Origin of the sequence: Haloarcula sp. K1, assembly GCF_001647155.1 — an archaeon.
In the GTDB taxonomy this organism is placed as follows: Archaea; Halobacteriota; Halobacteria; order Halobacteriales; family Haloarculaceae; genus Haloarcula; species Haloarcula hispanica.
In genome coordinates this window covers 155,870-181,330 of sequence record NZ_LRHL01000023.1, presented here as the reverse complement: position 1 = coordinate 181,330, position 25,461 = coordinate 155,870, and the positions used below count along the sequence as shown (strand labels likewise).

Genomic DNA, 25,461 nt, shown 5'->3' with positions numbered 1-25,461 from the left:
CGGAAACCCCTAATGGCAGTACGGAGTTAGCGTTCACCGTGCAACCCGAGGGGTACGCCGTTGATCTCCACGTGAAAGTGCTCGACGACGGGGTCGTCGAGCGCGCGAAGGCATGTGGCCTCGACGCGCTGGTGTACGCGCCGCATTTCACGCGGCTACCGGAGATACGGCGGCAAGCAGAGGCGTTTTCCGACGAAGAGCTGACTGTGTTTCCAGCCAGAGAGATATTTACTGGCACCTGGCAACAGCGCCGGCACGTACTGGGTATTGGACTCGAAGAGCCGATCCCGGATTTCATTACCTTCGACGGCGCGATGCGAGAGCTGGACCGTCAGGACGCAGCCGTGCTTGTCCCCCATCCCGGATTTCTCAACGTGAGCCTCGGACTCGACGACATCGAAGCGTACGACGACAGCATCGACGCGCTGGAAGTGTACAACCCCAAGCAGTTGTCCCACCACCGAGACCGCGCGCAGTCGTTCACGTCGGAGACCGGCCACGAGCCGTTCGTCTCGTCGTATGCCCACGTCCGTGGTACCGTCGGCGAGGCGTACGTGACCTTTACCGAGGCGTTCGAGGACGTGGCGGCGCTCAGTGCGGCGCTGAAAGACGACGTGGAGCGGTCGCTGTTCCATCGCGACGGCATCTCACACGACATCCGCCGGGCAGTCGAGTGGGCGCATCTGGGGCTGGAAAACACCTGGGGAAAGTTCGACCGGCTGATGCTGCAGGGGACCGAGCCGACTCATCCGGACCACGTCGCGTACAGCGGTCGGTTCGACGACGTGAAAGTGTACTAAACCAGAAACGCGCTGTTCTCGACGACGAAGGTACGGACCGACGGCGGCAGGTACTGTGGGAGCACATGTATCAACAGCCCGACCGCGGCCAGTTCGAAGATGGTAATCGCGACGGTGACAACCTCCGCATACTCACTGGAAGTCGTCACACCCGTCGGTGACCCGTACTCTTTGTCCGAGATGGGGTAAAACAGCGCGATGCCCCGGCGGGAACCGAAGTAGTCCAGCACGTAGTGGGTGAGGACGCCGAGCCACACCCACTGGAGATTGCCGCCGTGATACAGCGGATGGGCCAGGAAGATCACGAGGACAGGGATGTTGTGCAGCGTCTTGCGGTGCTTGCCGAAGGCGGTGTCGACATCGGGGAACAGTGCGCCCAAGACGATGGGAAGGAACACTTCCGTGATTGTCGCGAATGTCGTCACGTCGCCCGAGGGGTCAAGGACGTATCCCAGTCCGATGCTCAGGAGGACGGCGTTCAGGACGTGCCCACGTTTGTTCATCTACCGGACCGTCTGTGTCCCAACTGAAAGAGCTTACTACTCCTGTAGGGCGGTTTCCAGGTCCCGGAGCGCCTGTGTCGCGATGGCCGCTTTGACCTCGCGACGGGTGCCATCGAACTCGTAGCGGGACACTGTCACGCCGGACTCGTTGGTCCCCCACGGGGCGGCCTCGGCGACGGCGATGTACACCGTCCCGACGGGCGTTTCCGACGAGCCGCCGCTCGGCCCGGCCACGCCAGTCGTGGCGACGCCCCAGTCTGTCCTGGCGGTATCACGAGCGCCCTGAGCCATTTCGACAGCGACCGGTTCTGAGACTGCGCCGTGGGCGTCCAGCGATTCCCGCGAGACGGCGAGCAGCTCTCGCTTGGCCTCGTAGGAGTAGGTAACCAGCGAGCGGTCGAAGTAGTCGCTCGAACCGGGTATGTCCGTTATTTTCGACCCGACAAGGCCGCCGGTACAGGACTCCGCGGTAGCGACTGTGGCATCAGCTTCTCGGAGACGCTTGCCGACGCGCTTCTCGACTGGGTCCGCTGTATCGTCTGTCATTAGCGGTAGTTGTCGCGATGGGCGAATAAGCGTTCAGGGCGGGCCGGAATACTTTCAGTTCGGAGACACAACTGCGTGTATGAGCTATCAGACGACGCTTGGCTGGTCACTTGTTACCTCGGGTCTCGTGACGCTATTCCTCTGGGTCCTGCCGGGGTCGGACCTCCTGTGGGGGATGCTGTTGCTGGTCCTCGGCGGACTGACGCTGTACATCCGCCAGTAGACAGAAAAGCAAACGGGGCCGGCAGCCCGAGACCGGGTATGGACTACACGGAACCCCAGTTCTTCCGGGTCATGCAGTATGCGGCCCGGGCCGACCGGGACGTGGTGGACATGGTGTCGGGCAACCCCGACTGGGACCCGCCCGAGGGGCTTCGGGACGGGCTCAGAGACTACGCCGAGGCTCCGGCCGACGACTACCAGTATCCGCCCAGCGTCGGGCTGACGCCCCTCCGCGATGAAATCGCCGCTCGGCGTGGGGTGGACCGGAACCGAGTCCTCATCACGAACGGCGCGGGTGAGGCAAACCACCTCGCGATGACCGGCGGACTCCACCACTTCGACGGAAACGAGATTCTCCTGACGGACCCGGTCTACCCCTACTACGCCGGCCGGGCAAACTTCGTCGGCGCGGACATCTCCTTCGTCCCAGTCGACGAGCGCAACCGACTGGACCCCGCGGACGTTCGGGCAGCCGCGAGCGACGAGACGGCCGTCATCGTCGTCAATTCGCCGAACAACCCCACCGGCGCGGTGTACGACGCCGACGCGATGGCCGAGTTCGCAGCCATCGCCGAGGAGTACGACGCGCTGCTGCTCAGCGACGAGGTGTACGACCACTTCGACTACGCGGGTCGGTTCAGTTCGGCGCTGCACGCCGACTCCGACCACGTCGTCGCCACCAACTCCCTCTCGAAAACGATGGCGATCACCGGCTTCCGGGTCGGCTATGCAATCTTCCCGCCGGAGGACGGCCCGACCGGCGCACTTCTGGAACGCGCTCGCACCCAGCATATGCTCACGAACGTCACCGGGAGCCGACCAGCGCAGTACGCCGTCCTGCGGGCGCTGAAGACGACGAGTCCGGACTACTACGCCGCCTGCCGACGGCGACTCGAAAGGCGCGTCGACGACTTCTGTGCCGCACTGGCTGCGGCTGGGGCCGAGTACAACCGCCCCGACGGCGGCTTCTACGTGATGGCGCGGTTCCCCGACTTCCCCGGGTCGTTTGAGAACGTGTACGAACTCATCGATGAAGCCGGCGTCGCCGGGATGCCTGGCGAGGCCTTCGGCGAGTCTCGGCGTGACTGGATACGATTCGCACTCGTGACGCCTCGGGTGGACGAGGCAGCCCAACGGCTGGCGAACTATTTCGAGTAAAAAGCGACTGCCGGCTTAGCCGAAGATCAGTTCGACGTCTTTCGCCCGCGCCAGCAGGTCGTCGTCGTAGTACTCCTCGGTCTGGGCGGGATGGGTTTCGTCGATAGCCCGGACGGTTTTGACGGTGTTGGCGAAGTTCTTGTAGGTCGCTTCGTCGACCATCTGGCCGTCGACGACGACTGCGCCGGTCCCCTCGCGCTTGGCCTCGTTGAACGACTCGATCTTGTGGAGGTCTCGCTCCAGTTCCTCCACCGTCGGCATGTGGATGCGATTCGCCTGCTCGGTCTGCTTGGGGTGCAGCGACCACGAGCCGTCGATGCCGATGGTCGCCTCGTGTTCCACCTGGTCGGCGTACCCCTCGGCGTTGTAGTAGGTAACGCCGGCGCGCTCGTGGAACAACTGGTCGAAGGGGCCGCCGATGGCGACGATGTCAGCGGCGCTCGTCTCGTTTGAGAGGGCTTCGAGCAGGCCGTCCCAGCGGGGCCGCTCGCCGTCGAGCGTGCGACCGCCGAGTTCCGCTGTGTAGTCCACCGGCCCGAACACGAGCCCGGAGAGCCGGGTGTCTGTGGCGTACTGGCAGATCTCGCGAAGGTCCGAGCGGCCGGGGGCCGTCTCCAGAATAATCGCCATCTCCAGCGTTCCTTCGGGGAGCCCGGCATCGCGCTCCGCGTCGGCGACGACGCCCGCAGCGTCGCGCACGTCGTCGAGGCGGCCGGTTTTCGGGAAGACGAAGCCGTCCAGTTCCTCGCCGACCTCAGCTGCGAGGCGGGTCACCTGCTCGATGCCGCGCTCGCGGGCGTCGGCGTCGTCGTAAGCCCATTCGACACGGGGGAGGATGTCCCCGGCGAAGTCGTCGGCGTGGTCCGGGATGTGTTCGATTATGTTGTCGACGGCTTCGTCTTTCATCGACGGCGCAGTGCCGTCCTCAATGTCGGGGACGAGCCAGTCGGGGGTCTGGAACCCCTCGCTGGTGAGCCCCGAGACGAGGAACTTCGCGCTGTTGTCGTTCGGTATCGCGGCCGGTGCGGTCTGGAAGGTTCGGCAGAGTCGTGTCATTGGTGTCGCTGGATGAGTGCGGTTCGCCGGCCAGAGTAGACCGGGGTCTGCTCCTGGTTGAACGCGACGTGCTCGAACGTGACCGCGCCGGCTCGTTCCGGCCCGGCGTCTGGGTCGCAGTCGAGGACGCGGGTGAAGCCGTAGACGGTGTCGCCCAGCGTGACGAAGTCGTGGAACCGCTCGTCAGCGAAGCGACGCTCGCGGTAGGTCGCCTCGTCGGAGCGGGCGTGGGCCAGCGCAACCGAGCGTGTCACATCGCCGTACGCGACGATGTCGCCCGACGGCGAGTCGGCCATTTCGTCGCGATTGTGGTGCTGGCGCGCGGTGTTGAGCGTCGCCAGCGGCAGCCCGGCGACGAGCTGGTCGTCCATCGTCCGCCCGCGCTCGTGGCGGTAGGCGACAGCAGCGTTCTCCGCGTTGGCCCGTTCCAGTGCCGTCTGGAAGTCATCGAAGCGCTCCCCGGCAGGCGAGATGAGGGTGTCAGGTATCGCCGGTCCGCCCTCGTCCTGTTCGCCGACAGCTCCGCCGTCAGTGGCCGCTGGCTCGCGTCGCGGAATCATGTTCGTCCGCCGGTAGGAGACCAGCGTCTCACCGGTCTCGCGGTCCCGGCCCTCCGTTTCCCAGGTGACGATACCGTACTGGGGTCTGGAGGACGATGTCTTGGTGTCGACGACAGTCGAAGTGACCGACAGCGGCGTCCCGGCCGTCACCGGCTGATGGAACGTCACGTCGTCGCGGCCGAGGAAGTAGCCGCCCTTCTCCGAGAGGTCCTCAACAGTGATGCCCATCACACACGCCAGCAGGTAATCCGGGTGAACCGGGCGCTCCTCGAAGCCACGCTCTTGTGCGGTGTCGGCCCGCCAGTACGCCGGGTCGTGGTTGAGCGTCTGGCCCATCCACTGCTCGCTGCCGTGATGGGAGAGTCGGAGGCCGGGGTCGTGAGCGAGTTCGTCGCCCTCCGCGAAGAACTCGAAGAAGTGGCCCTTCTCCCTGGTATCGGCCCGGTCAAGCAGCGAGTCGAACGTCTCGCCGTCCGAGAGGTCCAGCGCGTCGGGATCGGTCCAGTCAGTCATCGGCCGGCACCTCCCGCGCGGCGTCCCGCCTGGCAAGCGCCCGCCGCATCTCGTTCGTGACGACCATGAACCCCTCGTCGAAGCCCATCCCCGGTTTCGCCAGCACCTGCGCGGCATCGGTCGCCAGTGCGACGTGGGCACAGGCCCGCGCGGAAGTCACGGTCTCGTTGCACGTCCCGCCGACGTAGGCCCGGGTGTCCGTGCCATCGCAGTACAGCACCGCTTCGGCCGAGCGCTGGATGCCGCCGAGGTCCGGCGTCTTAATCTGGACCAAGTCGGCCGCTTCCGCGTCGACGAACGCCTGCACGTCCTCGAAGGTGTTGCACCACTCGTCGGCGACGATATCCACGTCGACGCCGGCGTCGGCCAGTCCCTCGCGGAGTTCGGCCATCGCGGTTATCTGTGCCTGCCGGCCGCCAGCGTCCATTGGCCCCTCGACCTGAAGGGGGTACGGTGCGGCGGCCTCCCGCAACGTCTCGAAGTAGTCCGTCACCTCGGTCCGGTCGTACGGCGGGCCGAACACCTTCCCTAGAATACCGTACACGTCGACGTGGAAGCGCGGCGAGTACGGCTCCGGCCCGAGCGCGGTGGCCCGGTCGGAGAGCCAGGCGAGGTAGTCGCGTAACCCCTCGCCGTTCTCCCCGACCTTCTCGACGCTGTTGAACAGGCCGTGGGGCAGGACCGGAACGCCCTTGATGAGCATCTTTTCGGCGTTGATGCGGCGCTCGTCGCCCGATTGCCCGAACACCGGGACCGGCGAGGTCGCCGGCTCGGTGTCGTAGGTGTCTGCGAGCACGTCCGTCGGCGTCACGCCCTTCGCTTGCGCAGCGGCGTTCAGCAGCGCCTGCGAGACGCCGTACCGAACCGCAGTGTGGAGCTGGTCGCCGCCCGACCGCTGTGCGTCCATCTCCTCAAGCATCGTCGCGTTGGCCCCGAACTGCGTCGCGTCTTGGCCGCGGAGCGCGTCGGCGACCGGGCCCTCGACGACGGGGCGGTACTTCTCGGCCCTGAACAGCGGGTCGCGCCCGCCGGCCCCGGAGTACTGGACTGCGGCGCAGTCGCCTGTCGCAATGGAGCCGTCGGCGAGTTCGATTTCCACGATGAGCGCCTCGCCGGCCTCGCGGATGCGGTCGAATCCGTCTGTGACCGGCTGGCCGTCGTAGGCGAACCCGCTCTGGGTCGCCCCGTCCTTGATGGCCCGCTGGTCGTCGAAGAAGAACCCGGAGAGGCCCGGAACCGTTCGAACGTCTTCAATCCGCATCGCTGGCACCTCCCGCGGGGCTGTTGTCGCCGGTTGGACGCCCGATGAGCTTCCCGTCGCTGATAGCGTCCACGTCGTCGGCGACCATCCGGAACGACTGGTCGCGGCCTTCGGTCTCGGCCCGCTCGCCGAGCCGCGCGGCGTGGATCTCCTTGATGTCGTCCGGGAGCGCGAGGTCCGCGAACTCGAAGATGCGGACCCGGCCGTCGTCGTCTCTGGCCGGCAGCACCGCGCCCTTGGCGGCGTCGCTGGGCGCAAAGGGCACGTCCAGCGCGCCGCTGTCGAAGGCGTTGATGACCCCCTGTGCAACGTCGCCGTCGCCGGCCTCGTAGATAGCGTCCATCAGCGCCCGTGTCTCCCGTTCGATGAGCGCCTGTTCCTCGTCGATACCCCCGAGGTCGATATCCTGTTCGATCATCATATCGATAAGCTGTCTCGTCGTCCGCAACCCGGCCGCGTTGGCCTCCTTCGTCGGCACGCCCTGGAACTCCTGGGCGGACTTCGTGATGACTTTGTCCGGCTGGGCGACGGCTGCCGTCGCGCCGCCGAGACTGATGACGCCGTTAGCGCGGGCCTCGTCCGGCGGGAAGCCGCCCATCCACTCGTGGAAGACGGTCGTGACGGTCACCTCGTCGCGGAGGTACTCGTTACCGAGCTTCCGCAGGGCGCGCAGCGCCGCCACGTCCTGCACGAGGTTTCCGACCTGCCCGTAGCCCAGCGTGAGCGACCGGACGCCCTGTGTCGCAGCAAGCTCGCCTTCGACGAGCATCACCGCGATGGCGATGCTCGGTGGGACGAGCGTGCCCGTCAGCGGGCCGAACGGTTCGCGGTTGATTGTCACGCCACGCTCGGTGTAGGCCCCACAGAGCCGGTCGACGAACTGCCAGTGCTCGATAGTCGTCGCGAGGTCGTGCCGCTTCGTGTACGGAATGTTGTATGAAATCGGCCCGCCCTCGAAGCTCTGGAAGCCGCCAGCGAGCGTGACCATCGCCAGTAGCCGGGCGTCAGGCGTGCCGTGCCGGACCTCGACCGGCGCGTCCAGCGCCCGTATGAGCCGCCGGCAGTCCTCGACGCCGTGATTGACCGCCGGGAAGCCGTTCAGTTCGTTCTCGTCGCTGCCGCGGGAGGCGGCGAGCCCCTCCTCAGCCTTCTCGTACTCGTTGTCGCGCGTGTACGAGTCGATAGTCGTCGGCAGGAGGTCCGCCCCGCCCTCGTCCTGCAGATACCGCAGCAGGTCGATCTGCTCTTCGAGACAGGGAACGCCCGCCCGCGGCTGGAGGAGGGGCTGGTCAGCCGACTCCAGCACTGTGGCGAACTGCTTTGAGGCAGGCAGCGACTCGTGGAAGGCGATAGCCTCCTCGAAGTCGACTTCCCGGCCCGTGTGCCAGTTGTCCCTGAGTTCGTTTGCGATGCGCTGTAGCTGGTCGTCGCTGAGTCGCTCGTCAGTTGGCATAGTCACCCGTCAACCCTGATCTGCTCCGCCTCTGTTGTGGATAGCTGCAAGTCTTCGCGGAGCATCTCGATTGCCTCCTCCGGGTCCGTCTCCGCGTCGAAGACGCGGTCGAAACCCATCTGTCGGAAGGTCGACTGCGTCTCCTCGAAGTCGGACTGTCCGACAGCGAGATTCCCGCCGACGTAGGTGAGCACGTCGAGCCCGGCGTCGTCGAGCTCGTCGTGAAGCCCCTCACAGTCCTGACGGGCGTGCCCGTACAGGGAGGATACCAGTACTGCCTCGGCGTCGTGAGATTTCGCGGCGGAGACGAACTCGTCCTGTGACGTCTGGACGCCGAGGTTGATGACCTCGAAGCCAGCGGCCGAGAGCGCCTGCTCTAGAATCGTGATGCCGACGACGTGCGCGTCGGAGCCAATCACGCCGAGGATAACGGTCCGGGGCATGTACTACCCCGTCATCGGCGGGTAGTGATAAACCTAATGGTCTTTCATGATAATATGGCCTTAAGGAATTTATAACGGACATTCAAGAAGGTTTATGCGGCCGCCCCGTCGTGGTTTTCCCATGGGTGCGCTTGACGACTTGCGTGTGCTCGACCTGACACAGGTCCTCGCCGGACCGTACTGTACGATGTTGCTCGCAGACATGGGCGCGGACGTGGTAAAGGTCGAACGCCCCGGCGGCGACCTCATCAGGTCGAACCCGCCGTTCGTGAGCGACGGTGACGAAGAAGCCTACGGCGGCTACTTCCAGAGCGTCAATCGCGGGAAACGCTCGCTCGAACTCGATCTGGGGGCCGACGAAGACCGCGAGGCGTTCCTCTCGCTCGTCGAGCGCGCAGACGTGGTGGTCGAGAACTTCAAGGCTGGCACGATGGAGAAGTTCGACTGCGGCTACGAGACGCTGCGGGAACACAACCCGGACCTCATCTACTCCTCCATCCGGGGCTTTGGCGACCCGCGGACGGGCGAAACCCACCGGCAGGGCCAGCCCTCGTTCGACCTCATCGCGCAGGCGCTGGGCGGGGTCATGGAAATCACGGGGCAGTCGGACGGCCCGCCGACGAAGGTCGGCCCCGGCGTCGGCGACCTCTTCACTGCCGTGCTGAACGCCGTCGGTATCCTCGCGGCCGTGCATCACCGCGAACGCACTGGCGAGGGGCAGTACGTCGATACGGCGATGTACGACTCGATGGTGTCGCTGTGTGAGCGAACGGTGTACCAGTACTCCTGTGACGGCGAGTCGCCGACCCGGCAGGGGAACTCTCACCCGACGCTGTTCCCGTACGACTCCTTCGAGGCCGCCGACGGCCACGTCGTCATCGCGGCGTTTGCCGACGGCCACTGGGAGACGCTGTGCGAGGCGATGGAGCGTCCGGACCTCGCCGCGGACTACCCCGACGCCGGCAGTCGGATCGCGAACCGCGAGTCCCTGCGCCGCGAAATCGCCGACTGGACGGCTACCATCGACTCGGAGACGCTCCTCGACCTGCTCGAAGGGCGCGTGCCGGCCGCGCCGGTCCAGAACACCGCCGACATCTTCGACGACCCCCACATCCACGACCGGGAGATGCTCACCGATGTCGACCAGCCCGGCGCCGACGAACAGATAACCATCGCCGGCAGTCCGATAAAGATGACCGAAACCATGCCCTCGCCCGGTGGTCGCGCGCCGCTGCTAGACGAGCACAGGGCGGAACTGCTTGACGAGGCCGGGGTCGGTACGGGCACCAATCGCGTCGAAAGCGACGACTGATCGCCAACTGCCGGCAATTTTCACCACATCAGGGCAGGACCATTATCTATCATGAGCCGTAGAATAGGCTATGGTCGAAGTTCCAGATGCACTCAGTACATTGTTCAGTGCGCGAGTAGAGACTGACGGGGACCGATATATTGTCGAGATTCCGAAAAGCGAAGTGTCCCACGGCGCGATTTCGCCGGGCGAGACTTACCGCGTCGGTCTGCTATCACAGGTCGATGCCGGTTCGTCGGCGACAGCCCAGCCACAGACGCCCACACAGGATACCGACCCGGAGCGAGCCGACACCGGCGTCCCGCAACCGCCGGTCGACGAGGGCGAGATCCGAAACGTCACCATCGAATCGCTGGGCGACCAGGGCGACGGCATCGCCAAGGTCGAGCGGGGCTACGTCGTCATCGTCCCCGACGGCGAACCGGGCGACTCGCCGACCGTCGAGATCGAGACCGTACAAGAGAACGTGGCGTTTGCGAGCGTCGTCGACAACGACGGCCGGACCGTATAGCGGAACAGTTCCGTTTTCAGCGGCCCAGTGACCGCCGGACAGGAGTCCTTACAGGGCCGGAAGAAACAGTCATAGCGGGTCGCTCGGCCGACGTGCCCCTACTTGAATGGAATCTGTCGGACGCGGTAGAGGTCGAAGAACGACTAGTAATCACAGCATCACAAACGTTTATATGATTTAAATCCGGTATTTAAAACACTATATGGTCGACCCAAAAGAGAGCATTGACATCGAAAATGTCGTTGCTTCGACCGGTATCGGACAAGAACTCGACCTCGAGAGCGTCGCGATGGACCTGGAGGGAGCCGACTACGACCCCGAGCAGTTCCCGGGCCTCGTCTATCGGACACAGGACCCCAAATCCGCCGCGCTCATCTTCCGGTCGGGCAAGATCGTCTGCACGGGTGCGAAATCCACGGACGACGTCCACCAGAGCCTGCGTATCGTCTTCGACAAACTCCGCGACCTGAACATCCAGGTCGACGACGACCCCGAAATCGTCGTCCAGAACATCGTCAGTTCCGCGGACCTCGGGAGTTCGCTCAACCTCAACGCCATCGCAATCGGCCTCGGCCTCGAGAACATCGAGTACGAGCCGGAGCAGTTCCCGGGCCTCGTCTACCGACTGGACGAGCCCGACGTGGTCGCGCTGCTGTTCGGTTCGGGGAAGCTCGTCGTCACCGGCGGGAAGCGAAAGGAGGACGCGGAGGAAGCCGTCGACACTATCGTCGAGCGACTCAGCGATCTCGGCCTGCTGGACTAACGGCTCGGTGCTAGTGACTGGCCGGCGGTCAGTCACTGCCCGTTTTTCCGTTCATTGCGGTCTCGACACTGTTCACACAGAGCGGGAGCGACGGCGATGGACTCGAACCCCGCGGTTCAAATACCGGGACGACTAATCCCGGCCCAATGGCAGACCCCGCCTCGACGGGTACGGAGTCCTGGCGCACGTACTTCGGCTTCGACGAGCCATACGAGAACCAGGCTGACGCCGTCGAACGAGCCATCGAGGCGGGCAAGGCGCGCGGCTTTCTCGCGATGGAGGGGCCCTGCGGGACCGGCAAGACGATGGCCGCGCTCACCGCCGGCGCGACGCTGGTCCGCGATACGGATTTGTACGAACGGATGGTCGTCGTCACCCCGGTCAAACAGCAGCTCCAGCAGTTCGTCGACGACCTTCGGACGCTCAACGCTGGAATAGAGGAGCCCTTCGACGGTATCTCGCTGGTCGGCAAGCGCGACCTCTGCCCGTACGGTCGTGAAGGGCAGTTCCCCGACGACGTGAGCACGCACGACCGCTGTGAGGACCTCAGGGAGGCGACGGCGCGGCTGGTCGAGGACGACGGGCGCTCGGACGGCGCAGCCGTCGCGGACGCCGCAATCGCCGGTGAGACCGACGACGACCAGTGGTGGGACCCGCGGAAGGGCCAGGACCTCGCCGCGGTCGCGCGTCCCGACGCCGCCGACCAGGCGACGCTGGGCGACAACACGCTCTCGACAGCGGGTGCGAACTCGCCGTACCGACAGGCCCAGCCGACCGCCCCGGAGTCGATGGCCGACGGGTCGGACCCGCCGCTGTACTGTCCGTTCGAAGCCGATTGGTACGCCCGCAACAAGGGGTCGCCTGTCGATTTCTCGGCCGGCGAGGAACACGTCGTAACGATGGACGATTACCTCCCGGCGGCGACGGAGCGCGGGACCTGCCCGCACCGGGTCATGAGCGTCATGCTTTCTGAGGCCGACGTGATCGTCGGGAACTACAACCACCTGTTCGACCCGGGCTCTCGACCCCTGCTGTCGGACGTGCTCGACGACCAGACGCTCGTCATCGTCGACGAGGCCCACCGGCTCGAAGAGCGCGTGCGGGACCTCCTGTCGGACCGTCTGGGCCGCCAGACGCTCGTCCAGGCGCGCAACGACTGCACGACGCTCATCCAGCGCGCCCAGCAGAGCGCCGACCACAAGGCGCAGGTCCGCGAGGTACTGTCGGCCCGCGAGGTCCCGCTGGACGCAGTCGACCAGGCCCGGAAGTTCTACGATGACCTCGTGCGGTGGCTCGACGACCGCGTCGAGGCGTTTCTCGACGCCGAACACGAGGGGTGGCGTGCGGACCCGTCGACCCTGCCGGAGCACGACCGCGAAATCCCGCTGCGGGACCCCGACACGGTCGAGCAGGACGAACTGACCGAGTGGGCCGAGCGCAAGGGCTACGACGGGTCGCTCTGGCGCTCGCTGTCCCAGGTCGGGGCCGCCGTCGAGGACGCGATCGACCAGCTCGGGCTGACCCGCCAGCCGGTCTGTGCCGCCGTCGGCGTGCTGGCCGGGCAGTGGTGGGAGCGCGACCACGCGACGTTCCTCCGGGAGATCGAACTGGAGCACTCGCCCAATCACGGGCAGAGCCTCGACGCCGACTACCAGGCCGTGTACACGCCGGGCCTGCTGTGTTACAACTGCATGCCCGCGACGGCCCTGCGGAACGTCTTCGACGACCTCGGGGGCGGTATCCTGATGAGCGCGACGCTGGAGCCGCTGGACGTGTTCACCCGCGTTTCCGGGCTGGACTCGATGGCCGAGACGGGGTCGACGGCCCCCGACGAGGATTCCGGCGACGGACGACCGGTCCGCACGACCACGTACGATCTGCCGTTCCCGTCCGAGAACCGGGCGTCGTATCTCGTCGATGCGACGCCGTTTACCGCGCGCAACCGCGGCGATCCCGAGACGATGCGGCCGCTCGGTGACAGCTGGAACCCGACGCGTGATGAGTACGCCCAGGCGCTGCGCGCGCTGGGTCGCTCACCCGGAAATGTGATGATAGCGATGCCGAACTACCGGGAGGCCCGATGGGCCGGCGCGTACCTGCAAGCGGCCGTCGAGAAGTCGGTCCTCGTGGACGAGTCATCGAGCAACGAGGAGACCGAGCGGCTGAAACGCGAGTTCTTCAGCGGCGACGGGAAAGTCATGGTCACGTCGACGCGCGGAACGCTGACGGAGGGTGTCGACTACGACGGCGAGAAGCTATCGACCTGTGCCGTCGTGGGCATCCCGCTGGTGAATATCGGGTCGCCCCGCGTCCGGGGTGTCCAGCGAGCATACGGCGACGCCTTCGGCGAGGACAACGCCTTCGAGTACGCCCTGACAGTGCCGGCCGTGCGGCGCGCGCGCCAGGCCATCGGTCGCGTCATCCGCGGTGTCGACGAGGTCGGCGTGCGGGCGCTAGTCGGCCGCCGATACACGTCGGACGCGCGCCATTCGGTGTATCAGTACCTGCCCGCTGGCGAGCGCGAGGAGTTCACCCGGATGACACCCGATTTCCTCGCGAGCCAACTGGGTTCGTTCTGGGCCGACCACCAGTAGTGCCGCCTGTTGATTAACCGGAAGATTTCGTTGTCAGCGGAAAGCATTTACATCGTGGAACGAGTGTACCTATAGATGCCCGAGTGTCAGAACTGCGGCGAGTTCGTAACCGAGCAGTACGTACGGGTTTTTACACCAGAAGCCGTCGAAGGCCATGGCCCCCGGGTCTGTCCGAACTGCGAGGACAAACTCCGGGACGGCGCGGATGTCCGCGAAGCGCGTTCCTCGAGGCAGTAGGACAACTCCTTTTCGGGAAGTACTCAAGGCCGGACGAGCGTAGCTTCTGGCATGAGCGAACTCGACGTCGAGGCGGTCGACGACATCGACGCACCCGCGGGAATCGACGCGGCGGAGTACGTCCTCTACGGCGGGAAAGGCGGGGTCGGCAAGACGACGTGTGCCGCGGCCACCGCGCTGGCCTCCGCGCGCGACGACACGGCGACGCTCGTCGTCTCTACGGACCCCGCCCACTCCTTGTCGGACACGCTGGAGGCAGATATCCCGGCAACACCGACGCGCATCCGCGAGGACATCCCGCTGTACGCCGCAGAAATCGATCCGGAGGCCGCCGTCGGTGAAGGGCCGCTCGGCGTCGAAGAGGACGCACTCGGCGGCGTGGGCGAACTGCTCGGCGGCGACGGCATGTTCGGCGGTGGCGCAGGCGGCGCAGCAGGCGCAGGCCAGGGCGAGGACCCCATCGGTGGCGAGGAGGGACTCCTCGGCGGGTCGATGCCCGGGGCCGACGAAGCCGCGGCCCTTCGCCTCCTGCTGGATTACGTCGACGACGACCGCTTCGACCGCGTCGTCATCGACACCGCCCCGACCGGTCACACGCTCCGACTGCTGGAACTCCCCGAGACGATGGATTCGATGGTTGGGAAGATCCTCCAGCTCCGCGAGCGATTTTCGGGGATGATGGACAACCTCACCGGCATGTTCGGCGACGATCAGGACGTCGACGCCGAGGCCGGCATCGAGGACCTGCAGGAGCTTTCGGACCGAATAGAGCACCTCCGGGGGATTCTACAGGACCCGCAAAAGACGGATTTCCGCATCGTGATGGTGCCCGAAGAACTCTCAGTCGTCGAGTCCGAGCGACTGCTCGCCCAGCTCGGCGAGTTCAACATTCCCGTCAGCACCGTCGTCGTCAACCGGGTGATGCAGGACCCGAGCGAAGTGCTCGGCGAGGACGTAGACATCGCCGGCCCGAACCACGCCGACTGCGAGTTCTGTGCCCGGCGCTGGCAGGTCCAGCAGGACGCGCTGGCCCGGTCACAGGACATGTTCCGCGGCCACGATGTGCGCCGCGTCCCGCTGTTCGCCGAGGAAGTGCGCGGCGAGCGGTTGCTGTCGGTTGTGGCGGCCTGTCTGGACTGAGACGGATTGGTGTATCGGGCGGCAGTCGTTGCTTAACTCGTCAGTTTCCGGATGACGCCAAAGGCCGCGTCGCGCCACCGCGCCGGCAGGTAATCGAGCATGAGAAGCAGTTGTGCGCCCTGACCGACGGGATACCGCGGCTCGGGGTCGCTGGCGCTGGCGGCGTCACGGATAGTCAGCGCGACCGTGCCGGGCGTGACCGACAGCGCGTCCTGGATGCCGACGAGGTTCGAATCCTCGTGGGCCTGGTACAGCCAGTCGTACGCGCCGGACTTGTCGAGCTCGTCGAGTTCTTCCTCGGCGCGGTCGTCGAAGTTGGTCTCCACCGGTCCGGGTTCGACGAGCACCACGTCGATGCCGAACTCCTCGACCTCCATCCGGAGCGCGTCGCTGAGCCCCTCCAGGGCGAACTTCGAAGCGGCGTAGCCACCCTGATTCGGGAACGCGATACGGCCTGCGACGCTGGAGACGTTGACGATGGTCCCGTTCTCCCGGGCACGCATGTGTGGGAGCGCTTCGCGGATGAGTCGGTGCGGGCCGTAGAGGTTCACGTCGAACTGTTCGTGGAGCGCCGCCGTCGACACGTCCTCGACCGCGCCGAACTGCGGGTAGCCGGCGTTGTTCACCAGGCAGTCGAGCCGTCCCTCGGCCTCGATGAGCGACTCAACGACCCGCTCGCATTCGCGCGGGTTCGTCACGTCGAGTTCGGCAGTCTCACAGCCGTCTTCGCCGAGGTCTTCGATGTCCGATTCCTCGCGGGCGGTCGCCCAGACAGTCCAGTCGTCGGCCAGGAACGCCTCGGCACTCGCCCGCCCGATACCCGAGGACGCACCCGTAATCAGCACCGTCTTCGCCATGTGTTGGCCGGGAGAACACACCCCGGGAAGTTATACTGTCGGTTATTCGGACGGATTATTCACGGCTGCCTTTGCCTCGTCGGCGTAGCTGTCGGCCACCCGGGTCGGCTCGGGGAGCTTGTAGCCGTCGGCGGTGGCTTCGACGATGTCCGCCGCCGTACTTGCGCTGACGCGATGGCCGGGGCTGACGATAAGTGGATTGATATACCGGTTCGGCGAGTCGTACTGCCGCGTCTGGAGTGCGTGGCCGATGACCGTCCCGTCGGGACAGGTCTCGACGCTGTCGTCGGCTGCAATCGGAATCCGCGTCCCTTCCGGGTACGTCTCGTCGAGGGACTGCTCCGGCGCGCCACAGAGGAGGCTCTTGGCGACACCGACGGTCGGTACGTCCAGTGTGATGCCGATGTGTGTCGCCAGGCCGGCCTCCCGAAAGTGGATTCGACCGCTGCCGTCGACGAGTACCACGTCCGGATCGGCCTCCAACTCCGCGAACGCGGCCAGGATTGCGCCGCCTTCGCGGAACGACAGCAGGCCGGGAATGTATGGAATCTCGGTTCGCTCGACGGCGCTGACCCGCTCGATGACCTCGCCGTTCCGTAGTACGACGATAGCCGAGACGGCTCTGTCGTCGACGAACGCCTGGTCGACGCCGGCGACGAGCGGCGGGTTCGTTGTGTCGTCGGTGCTGGCGCTCAGCGTCGTCTGGTCGTCGTCCGGTGCATCCCCAGCGGACGCGATGGCCGCTGGCGAGACATCCAGGTCGTCCTCGAACCGCGCGACCTCGGCAATGTCGCGTTGCAGCGCCTCCATCTCCGCCTGAGATAGCGACGGGTCGGGGATGAAATCGGGGCGAACTGGGTCCATCGTCACGGACGACGCCGGCCCGGACCGCCGGGACCGCCCGGGCCACCGGGGCCGCCTGGGCCGCCGCCACCGCCGAACTGAATCTGGCCGGGCATCCGGGTCTGCCCCTTGATTTTCTGGCCGTACCAGAGGCCGATGACGAGGCCGATGAGGTGGGCGAGGTGGGCGACGTTCCCGCCGAGCAGGCCGGCCCCCATCGGATTGAGCGACCCGAAGATGCTCAACAGGAAGTAGAAGCCGGTGATCGCCCAGATCGGGACCGGGATCAAGAAGTACAGGTACACGCGGAGATCAGGCTTCAGGACGGTCAGGAACGCCATGATAGCTAGCGCCGCACCGCTGGCTCCGAGGACGCCGGCGGACGTTCCCTGCACGGTCTGAATTGCGATCTGTCCGAGGCCAGCCAGCGCGCCGGACACGAGGAAGAAAATCGCGAACTTCTTCGACCCGATCTGCTGCTCGACGAGTCGGCCGAAGAAGTAGATGATAATCCCGTTTCCGAAGATGTGATAGAATCCGAAGGGGGCGTGTGAGAACACCGACGTGACCCAGGTCCAGACGTACTCTGGATTGTTCGGATGGAGGACGAACAGCGTCTGGAAGGCTTCGCGACCGAGGGAAAGGATGACGACGTGTTCGAGGATGAATACGATACCCATGATCGCCAGGAACAGGTACGTGACGTTCCCCCGGAAGTACGCCAGCGGCCCGCCGGGTCCGGTGTCGATACCGAGCCGGTCGGCGACGCCGCCGCCCCCGGAGGTCTGGCCAGTGTTTACACTCTCGTCGAACCCGCTGTCGAACACGCCGCCCGGATCGCTCCAGTTATCCAGTCCGGGGCAATCGTGGGCCTCGGGCAGTCTGTGTTCCGCACAGTAGGTCCCGCCACAGTGCCCACACTGGTACGGCATGTTCTCCTGCTTTCCACAGGCATCGCACTCCGACATTGTCCTACGGTAGGAGTGGGCGGTGGAAAGGGATTGTGCTTATACTGTCGGCTGTCAGTCTGTGACGGGTTTCGCGACGCAGCGGCTTATTCGCCGATGTCAGGGTTGCTTTCAGCGTCCCGGAGCACGCCGATCCACGCCGGTTCGCCGTCGTACTCGATTGACCCGCCGGACACCTCAATGGTGCGCGTTTCGCCGTCGGCCTGTTGCCCCGCAAATTCCGAATGGAACGTATCAAGCTCGTTTGACTCTGCCGTTCGGAGTGCGCCGGGGAATCGGCTTTCGTCGCCCTCTGGAGTGAGTATAGTCGGTGATTCGTCGATGAGTTCACTCTGGTCGTAGCCGAAAATGTCGGCCAGCTTCTGGTTCACGTAGACGAACGTCCCGTCCTGAATGATACAGACACCCGCGAGCTCCTGTTCGACGAGCCGTTGATACCACGAGAGGGCGTTCCAGAACCGCTGTTCGGTGCGGTGTTGCTCGACAGCATTTTCGATTCGGTTGGCGAGGACGTCGTACGTATCTGACCGGCCTCCCTTCTGCATGTAGTCCGTCACGCCCGACGCGATGGCCTCGCTCGCGATCTCCTCGCTCCCTTTGCCGGTGAACAGAATGAACGGGATGTCCGGGTACTGCTCGCGGATGAGTTCCAGAAACTCCAGCCCGTCGGTGTTTGGCATGTCGTAGTCGCTGACGATACAGTCGACCTGCTCGGTCCGGAGGAAATCGAGCGCGGCGACGGCGCTGGTCTTCGTCACGACGTCGAAGTCGTCGTTGATGCGTTCGAGATACACCTCGACCAGTTCACCCACCTGTGGATCGTCGTCGACGTGCAACACGGTACACTGCTGGGACTGCTCGACTTTCGCCAGCGGAATCGGTACCTCTGTCTGCATTTCGTCGTGTTGATCCGCTGATTCGGTCCGGAGAAGCGGTGTGTGACGCGTCGTCGCGCGGCGACTTCCACTGATGGCCTCGCTGGAGAGTTCCACTATCTTGTCTCCGAGCCGCCACTCCTCCTCAGAGGTCATCTTTTTTCCCCGGTGCTGTCGATACTACAGAAGACGAACGCAATCAGCCATCCAGTCAGGCTGGTAGTGATTGTTCTATACCCCGATCCCACCACGTCTGGTCCCCGAAGCGAGCCAGCAGGACGTATATATTTCAAATAATAGTCAGGCGAGTTCCATCTAGGCATCAATACCTAATCCTGGCCGTAGTTACATACCAGTCTACTAAACGCTACTGATGGGGTGTATCGCTGTGGGCCTTCTTGAGAACGTTCGACCCGTCCGTGCTATTTGATCGCTAGACGGGCGATATAAGTGCTGTCTGTGTTGATTTGTGGATTTATCTTTTAATTCTATACTTAATACAATATATAATATGTAGGTACACTTCAGATAAATTTAATTATTGCCCCACCTACATCAAAATCGTATCATGTCCGATACTACCATGCGCGAATACCTCGCAGAGCACCCGAAAATGGCCGGCGCACTGTTCACCCTCCTGATGCTACTGTCACAGGCGGGGACTGCAGCAGCTAATAATAGCACGTACATTGGGCCATAAAAATAGAGTTACCTAAGACAGCGCAGTAGTCTCTGTGTTACAATACAAACTACGAAGCAATTCGAAATTTCACTTAATATTGTCCAAATCTATCGAAGCACTCCAGTAGAGACCTCCATTGGCTTTGATAGGTACCTGTTGCATATGTAGAAAATCTACTAATTCCTCCCTGGAGATTGTGAATCTGTCAACAGAACCCGGGACTAAATAATACTCCTCACAATCATTAAAATGGGGGAACATAATAGCTCCTAACCCCTTATTATCCGTCGAGTATGTATTCATCCCTACGCTGTAGCCGGTTTCAGTTAGTTCTATTTCAAGTAGATTTGGGATCCCACCGTCTGCTTGTGCGACCGTAATACCACCATCACCAACCACGATATACTGCCCACCGAGAATACTCTCACCGCGTGCGATAGTAAGCGCGGCTCGAAGAGGGAACCCACAGTTCAACAGCCTGGCGACTGTTTCACCGATGCGAACCGCGCCGTCGTTCAGCACTTCGTTAAGCGTGACGATGCCAGCGATTGCACCCTTTTCGACGAGCGCTAACCCCTGGTTGTAGGAGTTGCAGGCGTTCAGCAGGAACGTATCGACCCCTACAGAGTCGACCGCCGTCACGTCCAGTTTGCCATCGCTGCAGACGAAGCCGTCGTGTTCGGTGTGGCCGATGTAGTGGAAGAACTCCGCGTCGGTCGTGAGAACGGTCCTGAGCTCCGCCGTCGTCAGGTCGTCGTGGACCGTGACATCGAACGGCAAGTCGTCGCGGGTGCCGTACACGTCGTCGACGACCTGCCGTTCCTCGTCCATGCGGGCGTCGTTCTGGACGACGCGAATCGTGATGTCCTCGGCGTTCGTGTCACGGTCGAGTCGGTGTTCGAACGCCGCTTTGGTCAGCTTGCTCGCACCGATCGGGATGCTGTCCCCGATCCAGGCCTGTTCCAATGAGTCCTCGGCCTGCGGTTCGACGTAGTCCGCCTCAGATGGAGCGGTCGCAGCGTCGGAACTCGCGGCGCGGGTGATGACGTCGTCCCGGGTGAATTCGGCCTCGACCTCCGCCGGAACGCTCGCCTGATTCAGCCGCTGTTGCTGATGCGTTCGGACGATAGCCAGGTCGTCGACGACGTACGGGAGCTGTTCCGCGTTCGCCGGCACCGGGTCGATGTGCGTCGTCAACCGCCACTTCGGGATGTGGTCCTCGATGACGTCGTACGGGACCTGCAGATAGGTAGCGACCTGCTCCGCCAGCGGCTGCTGATACAGCGACTGGAAGTTGAGGTCGACGTACGGTTCGATGGCCGCTCGCTCGTGTAAGTCGATCTGGTGGAATCCCTCGGTGCGCGTGACACAATCGAGGAAGAAGAGGCGTTTGAGCGTGCGTCCGACCTCGGATTCGAAACCCCGTGCGGTATCGAGCGAGTACGTGAATCCTGTGTCGGTTGTGAGCCGCGGCTCGGACGCGGGAACGAGCGAAGCCCCGAGGTAGTACGACAGCGGTGCGGCGACGAAGATCGAAGCGAGGTCAGGCGGCAGTTCGAGCGTGACACCAGTGTCCGGCCTGTCGATATCCGTCGGGATGTCCAGACTGTCTCCGACCTCAAGCGCCGGTGGATGGCCGCGAAGCGTCGGGTAGGAGCGCTCGGGGTCGTAGGCCTTGAGCGCCGACCCGAAGGTCTCGACCGCGGCCATCACGTCGGTCGGTTGCTCGGTCGTCGTGACCGTGGCCGCCGGCCGGTCGTGCTGGGAGCGAGCGCCGATGAGCAGGTCTGTCGGGGCGTCGAACTCGATACGGGTCCGGTCCGAGTCGACGGTGACCTCCATCGCGGTGTCTTCGACCCGCATATACGTCTTGATCTGGGTCAGCGGGTCCAGCACGTAGTCATCCGCCGGCAGCGTCTCAGACTCGAACTGGGCAACCTCGGCGGCTATCGCGCCGGCATCGTCACGGACGTACACCATGACCACTGTCGGCAGTTCGATAGCGCGCGTTCGGATCCGGACAGCGTCCCCGACCGGGTACTGAAACACGTCGGTCGCTGCCTCCCGGAGCGCGACGGGGGTCGGCGTGTGTATCCGGTAGCGCTGGCGCTCGATCTGATCAATAACCGCAAGTCCAGGGCGGTCGTCAAGCGGTTCGAACGTTAGAGTCATGTAATAAGCGAGGGGGACGGTATTACTCTCGTACAATGAGAACGACAGAAACCATGAAAAAGATATCGCCGACTTCGTTTTCTATCGGTCGGGGCCGCCCACGAGGGTCGCCTGAAACAGGGCGCTGACCGGGCTCAGTCGGGTGGTGCGAAGCAGGCACTCCCGTGTAAACCCTGGTAGCCGATGGGCGAAGCGGGTAAGGGCACCCCGGTCTAACACTCAGGTAGTGAAAGAGTTCGAGCGCAAACAGTTGCTGGAGCGCATCGAACGCGACAGCGCGACCGTCGGTGCGGATATCCCCGATGAGATCACCGTGCAGGGCGAGGAGATCGAACTCCAGTCGTTCGTCTTCGAAATCAAGCGTCGGGAGACGATTCCGCGGGGCGAGCGCGAACGCGTCGAGCAGGCGAAAAAGAACCTGCGGCGCGAGCGCCTCCAGCGCAAGCAGCGGATCGAGGACAACGAAGTGAGCTACGAGCGCGGCGAAGAGCTTGCCACGGCCATCATCGGTATCGACCGGGCGCTCAACGCGCTCGAACAGCTCGGTGCGGCCAACATCGAACAGGAAGCGCAGACCCAGGAGACGGCCGACAGGAAGCGCTGGATGAAGTTCCTCCAGAAAGCACTGGGTCACGAGGACGCGGACTCCGGCACGGGTCGTGCCGGGCGGAGCTACTAACATGAGCCGGAACGACGAAATCGCGACACTGCTCGAAGAGTTTGCCGACCTGCTGGACGCGAAAGGGGTGGAGTACAAACCCCGAGCCTACCGCCGGGCGGCCGAGAACATCAGGGACTTCCCCGGGGCGATCGAGGGGCTGGCCGCCGAGGGGGAAGACAGCGTCGGCGAAATCAACGCCGTCGGCGATGCAATCTCCTCGAAGGTCGTTGAATACGTCAACACTGGCGAAATCGAGGAGCTAACCGAACTCCGCGAGGAACTCCCCGTCGAGATGGATGCTCTCACGGCGGTCGAGGGCGTGGGACCGAAATCCGTCGGCTCGCTGTACGAGGCGCTTGGCATCACCACTCTCGACGAACTGGAGTCGGCTGCCGAAGCCGGCCAGATACAGGAAGTCTCGGGCTTCGGGGCGAAAACGGAGCAGAACATCCTCGACAACATCGACTTCGCCCGCGAGGCCCACGAGCGGTCGCTGCTCGGCGAGGCGCGGCCGTACGGCGACCGGATTCGAGAGTACATGACCGGCGGCGACGCCGTCGAGGAGTGCGCGCTCGGTGGATCGATTCGTCGCTGGCGACCGACCATCGGCGACGTGGACGTGCTCGTCGGGAGCACCGATCCCGAGGCCGTCGTCGAGCGGTTCGCCGACTGGGAGGGACTCGACCGGGTCATCGAGTCCGGCGAGACGAAAGCGAGCGCCTACGCGGACGACGTTCGGGTCGACCTGCGGATCGTCGACCCATCGGAGTTCGGCGCGGCGCTGCAGTATTTCACCGGCAGCAAGGACCACAACGTGGCGGTCCGCAACCGCGCTATCGAGCGGGATCTGAAGGTCAACGAGTACGGGGTCTTCGATGTCGAGGGCGTTGAGGATGACGACCAGCGGGCCGGTGAACTAGTGGCCAGCGAAACCGAGGACGCAGTGTACGACGCGCTGGGCATGGAGTGGGTGCCGCCGGAACTCCGCGAGAACCGCGGCGAGGTCGAAGCCGCCGCCAACGGGTCGCTCCCGGACCTCCTCGCCGAGGGCGAGGTCCGCGGCGATATCCACACCCACACGAACTGGTCGGACGGCAGCAACACGATTGCGGAGATGGTCGAAGGGGCCGCCGCGTTCGGTCACGACTACCTCGCGGTCACGGACCACGCGACGGGGCCGGGGATGGTCGGCGGCGTCGGCGTCCCGGACGAGAAACTCCGCGAGCAGATAGTAGAGGTCGAGTCGGTCGCGGCGGACGCCGACATCGACGTGTTCACCGGCGTCGAGGCCAACATCGCCGCGGACGGCAGCGTCTCGGTCGCCGACGACTTGCTGGCGGACCTGGACGTGGTCGTCGCCTCGCCACACGCCGCGCTGGACGGGGACGGCACGGACCGCCTCGTCGCCGCAGCGGAACACCCCGACGTGAACGTCATTGGCCATCCGACAGGCCGGTATCTCAACCGTCGTGAGGGGCTGGACGTCGACATCAAGCGCCTCGCGGAAGTCGCCGCTGCCAGCGACACAGCGCTGGAGATAAACGCCAACCCCGCCCGGTTGGACCTCGGCGGCGGCGCGGTCAAGCAGGCCCTCGAAGCCGGGGCGACAATCGCCATCAACACGGACGCACACAGCCCACGCGATCTCGAACTCCTGCGCTACGGCGTCCACACGGCGCGGCGGGGCTGGGTCGAGACGGACGACGTGCTGAACACCCGCGACGCCGAGGACCTCCGCGAGTTCCTCGATGCCTGAGAATTCCCCAAGCGACCGGCTCGTGCTCGATGCGATGCTCGGCAAGCTCGCCACCTATCTGCGGATGTGTGGCTACGACACGGCGTACGCGCTGGACCGGGACGCCGAGGCTGATGACGACCTCCTCGCTATAGCGGAACGTGAGGACCGGCTGGTGATTACTCGGGACAGCGACCTCGCCGCCCGCGCACCCGAGAGCGTGCTCCTCACCGAGCGGGCAGTCGAGGACCAGTTGCGGGAACTCGCCGATGCCGGCTTCCATCTTTCACTCGCTCCGGAGCCGGCCCACTGTGGCGTCTGCAACGGGCCGGTCGAACAGGTCGATCCGGTGGCACCGACGCCGGAGTACGCACCGAACGCGGACGACGAGACGGTCTGGCGCTGTACCGACTGTGGACAGCACTTCTGGAAAGGGAGCCACTGGGCGTCAGTTCAGGCGACGCTGGACGGCCTGTAGAACGTAGAAAGTCAGCGGGCGTCGCTACAGTTCTTCAGCCGCGGCGACGGCCTCCTCGGTCGTCCCCTCGACGACCACGCCGGTCGTGACATCGTCCTCGGTCCAGTAGACGACAGCACTGTCGTCGCGCTCGATTGCGGTCGCGTTCTGCCCGTTCACCTGCACTGCCGTCCCGTTCTCCACGTCGTCAAGATAGCTCGACGCGCCGGTAGCGGTCAGAACTGTCACGTTCTCCCCGTCAGCGTCGTACTGCTGGGCCACAGCCGTACTCTCGGGCCGGCTGATGTACCGTGCCTCTTCGAACGTCCCGTTCTCGTACTTCGGCAGGTCCAGGTCCGTCGCGGACTGGGCCGCGTCGTAGGAGTCGTACCTCTCGACGGTCGTGACGGCGACCCGGTCAGCCGGTGGAGCGAACTGGCTGTCGTCGATGCTGACGTTGAAGTTCGTCTCCTCAACGGTGAGTTCCGTCCGGTTCGTCCCGTCGTCGGTGGTCAGCTTGTGGACCCGGTAGTCCTCGGTATCGACCCATAGCGTCGTGTTCGGCGCGTCGATGCTCTCGTTCGTCGGTTCGAGGTCCAGGACGTACGTCGACTCGCCGTCGACTTCGGCGGTCCCGCGGAGCGTCGCAGTGACGTTCTCCTCGGGAACCGGGTCCGTAGTGTCGTTCATCGCCGCGGCTTCCTCGGGCAGTTCGCGGCCGTAGGACTGGTTCTCGCCGACCGCCCAGACGACGGTTCCGTTCGTCCCCATCTCGTAGGACCGGTTCTCACTCGTGACGGCGGCCCACGTCTTGTTCGGCTCAGCGGCAGCGTACTCCACCGTCGCAGTCTTCGATTCCGAGTCGTTCGTGACGGTCACTGTCGCGGTCCCGGTAATTGTCTCGGCCGCATCGTAGCGCTGCTCGGTTCGGTCGAGCACGTCGTCGCCGGACGGCTGCCCCATTTCGCTGAGGCCGGACACGCCGGCGACCGCCCCAGCAGCCAGTAGTCCAATGGTGACGAACACCGCGACGATAGCTAGTCTCCGTCCGGTATCGGCTGTCATTGTCCGGGCTTAGGACTGGAGTGGTAAGTGGGTTCCTCTTGTCAGAAAACGGACTGTATCCGGCGGAATCTGCA

General features: G+C 64.5%; 26 protein-coding genes. 13 read left to right on the top strand and 13 right to left on the bottom strand.

What is annotated here, in order from left to right; translation table 11 throughout:
* Positions 1–38: 38 nt before the first annotated feature.
* Complete coding sequence (locus tag AV929_RS08365; protein ID WP_064287981.1) at positions 39–800, top strand: PHP-associated domain-containing protein; 762 nt, start codon at positions 39–41, stop codon at positions 798–800.
* On the opposite strand, the gene AV929_RS08360 is transcribed toward AV929_RS08365, so the two are convergent.
* The gene (locus AV929_RS08360; protein WP_064287980.1) at positions 797–1,303 is read right to left on the bottom strand and encodes a metal-dependent hydrolase; all 507 of its coding nucleotides are present in this window, start codon (positions 1,301–1,303) and stop codon (positions 797–799) included. The two genes, AV929_RS08365 and AV929_RS08360, sit on opposite strands and share 4 nt — an antisense overlap.
* A gap of 36 nt (positions 1,304–1,339) precedes the next feature.
* Complete coding sequence (locus AV929_RS08355; protein ID WP_014040208.1) at positions 1,340–1,849, bottom strand: CinA family protein; 510 nt, start codon at positions 1,847–1,849, stop codon at positions 1,340–1,342.
* A gap of 79 nt (positions 1,850–1,928) precedes the next feature.
* On the opposite strand from AV929_RS08355, the gene AV929_RS22300 reads away from it, so the two are divergent.
* Both AV929_RS22300 and AV929_RS08350 read left to right on the top strand, forming a co-directional pair.
* On the top strand, positions 1,929–2,072 hold the full coding sequence (locus AV929_RS22300; protein ID WP_004961837.1) for a hypothetical protein: 144 nt from the start codon (positions 1,929–1,931) through the stop codon (positions 2,070–2,072).
* A 38-nt stretch (positions 2,073–2,110) separates the two neighbouring features.
* Complete coding sequence (locus tag AV929_RS08350; RefSeq protein WP_064287979.1) at positions 2,111–3,229, top strand: pyridoxal phosphate-dependent aminotransferase; 1,119 nt, start codon at positions 2,111–2,113, stop codon at positions 3,227–3,229.
* Positions 3,230–3,244: 15 nt separating this feature from the next.
* Here AV929_RS08350 and citE read toward each other — a convergent pair whose 3' ends face one another.
* Genes citE through glmS form a run of 5 tightly spaced genes read right to left on the bottom strand, consistent with a single transcriptional unit; the run spans position 3,245 to position 8,515 of the window.
* Complete coding sequence (gene citE, locus AV929_RS08345) at positions 3,245–4,285, bottom strand: L-malyl-CoA/beta-methylmalyl-CoA lyase (RefSeq protein WP_064287978.1); 1,041 nt, start codon at positions 4,283–4,285, stop codon at positions 3,245–3,247.
* Positions 4,282–5,358 carry a 2-methylfumaryl-CoA hydratase gene (mch, locus tag AV929_RS08340; RefSeq protein WP_064287977.1) on the bottom strand — a complete coding sequence of 359 codons (1,077 nt, stop codon included), beginning with the start codon at positions 5,356–5,358 and terminating at the stop codon, positions 4,282–4,284. Before mch ends, citE begins: the two co-directional genes overlap by 4 nt.
* The gene (locus tag AV929_RS08335; protein WP_064287976.1) at positions 5,351–6,619 is read right to left on the bottom strand and encodes a methylaspartate ammonia-lyase; all 1,269 of its coding nucleotides are present in this window, start codon (positions 6,617–6,619) and stop codon (positions 5,351–5,353) included. Before AV929_RS08335 ends, mch begins: the two co-directional genes overlap by 8 nt.
* On the bottom strand, positions 6,609–8,072 hold the full coding sequence (locus AV929_RS08330) for a methylaspartate mutase subunit E (protein ID WP_064287975.1): 1,464 nt from the start codon (positions 8,070–8,072) through the stop codon (positions 6,609–6,611). The genes AV929_RS08335 and AV929_RS08330 overlap by 11 nt, the downstream gene beginning before the upstream one ends.
* Positions 8,073–8,074: 2 nt before the next feature.
* Positions 8,075–8,515 carry a methylaspartate mutase subunit S gene (gene glmS / locus AV929_RS08325; RefSeq protein WP_064287974.1) on the bottom strand — a complete coding sequence of 147 codons (441 nt, stop codon included), beginning with the start codon at positions 8,513–8,515 and terminating at the stop codon, positions 8,075–8,077.
* Positions 8,516–8,636: 121 nt separating this feature from the next.
* On the opposite strand from glmS, the gene mct reads away from it, so the two are divergent.
* The 6 genes from mct (at position 8,637) to AV929_RS08300 (ending at position 15,072) form a co-directional block, all read left to right on the top strand.
* The gene (gene mct / locus AV929_RS08320; protein WP_050007304.1) at positions 8,637–9,827 is read left to right on the top strand and encodes a succinyl-CoA:mesaconate CoA-transferase; all 1,191 of its coding nucleotides are present in this window, start codon (positions 8,637–8,639) and stop codon (positions 9,825–9,827) included.
* A gap of 70 nt (positions 9,828–9,897) precedes the next feature.
* Positions 9,898–10,338 carry a TRAM domain-containing protein gene (locus AV929_RS08315; protein ID WP_064287973.1) on the top strand — a complete coding sequence of 147 codons (441 nt, stop codon included), beginning with the start codon at positions 9,898–9,900 and terminating at the stop codon, positions 10,336–10,338.
* A gap of 202 nt (positions 10,339–10,540) precedes the next feature.
* Positions 10,541–11,101: a TATA-box-binding protein gene (locus AV929_RS08310; RefSeq protein ID WP_004516850.1), complete on the top strand. Its 561-nt coding sequence runs from the start codon at positions 10,541–10,543 to the stop codon at positions 11,099–11,101.
* Positions 11,102–11,247: 146 nt separating this feature from the next.
* A complete protein-coding gene (locus tag AV929_RS08305) occupies positions 11,248–13,695 on the top strand; it encodes an ATP-dependent DNA helicase (protein ID WP_064287972.1) in 2,448 nt (815 codons plus the stop codon).
* A gap of 75 nt (positions 13,696–13,770) precedes the next feature.
* Positions 13,771–13,932, top strand: a complete 162-nt coding sequence (locus AV929_RS22295; RefSeq protein WP_004516852.1) for a hypothetical protein — start codon at positions 13,771–13,773, stop codon at positions 13,930–13,932.
* 51 nt (positions 13,933–13,983) lie between these two features.
* Positions 13,984–15,072, top strand: coding sequence for a TRC40/GET3/ArsA family transport-energizing ATPase (locus AV929_RS08300; RefSeq protein WP_064287971.1), 1,089 nt, complete (start codon positions 13,984–13,986; stop codon positions 15,070–15,072).
* A gap of 32 nt (positions 15,073–15,104) precedes the next feature.
* Here the strand turns inward: AV929_RS08300 and AV929_RS08295 are convergent, their stop codons facing one another.
* The 4 genes from AV929_RS08295 to AV929_RS08280 form a co-directional block, all read right to left on the bottom strand.
* Complete coding sequence (locus tag AV929_RS08295; protein WP_014040198.1) at positions 15,105–15,929, bottom strand: SDR family oxidoreductase; 825 nt, start codon at positions 15,927–15,929, stop codon at positions 15,105–15,107.
* Between the two features lie 42 nt (positions 15,930–15,971).
* Entirely contained in the window at positions 15,972–16,793 is an 822-nt protein-coding gene (locus AV929_RS08290; protein WP_174878658.1) for an endonuclease V, read from the bottom strand.
* A 2-nt stretch (positions 16,794–16,795) separates the two neighbouring features.
* Positions 16,796–17,740: a rhomboid family intramembrane serine protease gene (locus AV929_RS08285; RefSeq protein ID WP_050037963.1), complete on the bottom strand. Its 945-nt coding sequence runs from the start codon at positions 17,738–17,740 to the stop codon at positions 16,796–16,798.
* Positions 17,741–17,826: 86 nt separating this feature from the next.
* On the bottom strand, positions 17,827–18,771 hold the full coding sequence (locus AV929_RS08280; protein WP_064287970.1) for a response regulator: 945 nt from the start codon (positions 18,769–18,771) through the stop codon (positions 17,827–17,829).
* Positions 18,772–19,183: 412 nt separating this feature from the next.
* Here AV929_RS08280 and AV929_RS22780 point away from each other — a divergent pair, with 412 nt between their 5' ends.
* On the top strand, positions 19,184–19,315 hold the full coding sequence (locus AV929_RS22780) for a hypothetical protein (RefSeq protein WP_255359471.1): 132 nt from the start codon (positions 19,184–19,186) through the stop codon (positions 19,313–19,315).
* A 69-nt stretch (positions 19,316–19,384) separates the two neighbouring features.
* On the opposite strand, the gene AV929_RS08275 is transcribed toward AV929_RS22780, so the two are convergent.
* Positions 19,385–21,469 (bottom strand): caspase family protein, encoded by a 2,085-nt coding sequence (locus AV929_RS08275; protein ID WP_064287969.1) that lies wholly within the window; start codon positions 21,467–21,469, stop codon positions 19,385–19,387.
* Positions 21,470–21,695: 226 nt separating this feature from the next.
* Here AV929_RS08275 and AV929_RS08270 point away from each other — a divergent pair, with 226 nt between their 5' ends.
* Genes AV929_RS08270 through AV929_RS08260 form a run of 3 tightly spaced genes read left to right on the top strand, consistent with a single transcriptional unit; the run spans position 21,696 to position 24,343 of the window.
* A complete protein-coding gene (locus AV929_RS08270) occupies positions 21,696–22,148 on the top strand; it encodes a DUF5788 family protein (protein ID WP_014040192.1) in 453 nt (150 codons plus the stop codon).
* A gap of 1 nt (position 22,149) precedes the next feature.
* The gene (gene polX / locus AV929_RS08265) at positions 22,150–23,886 is read left to right on the top strand and encodes a DNA polymerase/3'-5' exonuclease PolX (protein ID WP_064287968.1); all 1,737 of its coding nucleotides are present in this window, start codon (positions 22,150–22,152) and stop codon (positions 23,884–23,886) included.
* Positions 23,879–24,343 (top strand): Mut7-C RNAse domain-containing protein, encoded by a 465-nt coding sequence (locus tag AV929_RS08260; RefSeq protein ID WP_023843238.1) that lies wholly within the window; start codon positions 23,879–23,881, stop codon positions 24,341–24,343. The genes polX and AV929_RS08260 overlap by 8 nt, the downstream gene beginning before the upstream one ends.
* A gap of 24 nt (positions 24,344–24,367) precedes the next feature.
* On the opposite strand, the gene AV929_RS08255 is transcribed toward AV929_RS08260, so the two are convergent.
* Positions 24,368–25,387, bottom strand: coding sequence for a hypothetical protein (locus tag AV929_RS08255; RefSeq protein ID WP_014040189.1), 1,020 nt, complete (start codon positions 25,385–25,387; stop codon positions 24,368–24,370).
* Positions 25,388–25,461: the final 74 nt, after the last annotated feature.

Coding starts and splice junctions, on each gene's coding strand:
- AV929_RS08360 (WP_064287980.1), bottom strand. CDS start 1,303: ATGAACAAACGTGGGCACGTCCTGAACGCCGTCCTCCTGAGCATCGGA.
- AV929_RS08355 (WP_014040208.1), bottom strand. CDS start 1,849: ATGACAGACGATACAGCGGACCCAGTCGAGAAGCGCGTCGGCAAGCGT.
- AV929_RS22300 (WP_004961837.1), top strand. CDS start 1,929: ATGAGCTATCAGACGACGCTTGGCTGGTCACTTGTTACCTCGGGTCTC.
- AV929_RS08350 (WP_064287979.1), top strand. CDS start 2,111: ATGGACTACACGGAACCCCAGTTCTTCCGGGTCATGCAGTATGCGGCC.
- citE (WP_064287978.1), bottom strand. CDS start 4,285: ATGACACGACTCTGCCGAACCTTCCAGACCGCACCGGCCGCGATACCG.
- mch (WP_064287977.1), bottom strand. CDS start 5,358: ATGACTGACTGGACCGATCCCGACGCGCTGGACCTCTCGGACGGCGAG.
- AV929_RS08335 (WP_064287976.1), bottom strand. CDS start 6,619: ATGCGGATTGAAGACGTTCGAACGGTTCCGGGCCTCTCCGGGTTCTTC.
- AV929_RS08330 (WP_064287975.1), bottom strand. CDS start 8,072: ATGCCAACTGACGAGCGACTCAGCGACGACCAGCTACAGCGCATCGCA.
- glmS (WP_064287974.1), bottom strand. CDS start 8,515: ATGCCCCGGACCGTTATCCTCGGCGTGATTGGCTCCGACGCGCACGTC.
- mct (WP_050007304.1), top strand. CDS start 8,637: ATGGGTGCGCTTGACGACTTGCGTGTGCTCGACCTGACACAGGTCCTC.
- AV929_RS08315 (WP_064287973.1), top strand. CDS start 9,898: ATGGTCGAAGTTCCAGATGCACTCAGTACATTGTTCAGTGCGCGAGTA.
- AV929_RS08310 (WP_004516850.1), top strand. CDS start 10,541: ATGGTCGACCCAAAAGAGAGCATTGACATCGAAAATGTCGTTGCTTCG.
- AV929_RS08305 (WP_064287972.1), top strand. CDS start 11,248: ATGGCAGACCCCGCCTCGACGGGTACGGAGTCCTGGCGCACGTACTTC.
- AV929_RS22295 (WP_004516852.1), top strand. CDS start 13,771: ATGCCCGAGTGTCAGAACTGCGGCGAGTTCGTAACCGAGCAGTACGTA.
- AV929_RS08300 (WP_064287971.1), top strand. CDS start 13,984: ATGAGCGAACTCGACGTCGAGGCGGTCGACGACATCGACGCACCCGCG.
- AV929_RS08295 (WP_014040198.1), bottom strand. CDS start 15,929: ATGGCGAAGACGGTGCTGATTACGGGTGCGTCCTCGGGTATCGGGCGG.
- AV929_RS08290 (WP_174878658.1), bottom strand. CDS start 16,793: ATGGACCCAGTTCGCCCCGATTTCATCCCCGACCCGTCGCTATCTCAG.
- AV929_RS08285 (WP_050037963.1), bottom strand. CDS start 17,740: ATGTCGGAGTGCGATGCCTGTGGAAAGCAGGAGAACATGCCGTACCAG.
- AV929_RS08280 (WP_064287970.1), bottom strand. CDS start 18,771: ATGACCTCTGAGGAGGAGTGGCGGCTCGGAGACAAGATAGTGGAACTC.
- AV929_RS22780 (WP_255359471.1), top strand. CDS start 19,184: ATGTCCGATACTACCATGCGCGAATACCTCGCAGAGCACCCGAAAATG.
- AV929_RS08275 (WP_064287969.1), bottom strand. CDS start 21,469: ATGACTCTAACGTTCGAACCGCTTGACGACCGCCCTGGACTTGCGGTT.
- polX (WP_064287968.1), top strand. CDS start 22,150: ATGAGCCGGAACGACGAAATCGCGACACTGCTCGAAGAGTTTGCCGAC.
- AV929_RS08260 (WP_023843238.1), top strand. CDS start 23,879: ATGCCTGAGAATTCCCCAAGCGACCGGCTCGTGCTCGATGCGATGCTC.
- AV929_RS08255 (WP_014040189.1), bottom strand. CDS start 25,387: ATGACAGCCGATACCGGACGGAGACTAGCTATCGTCGCGGTGTTCGTC.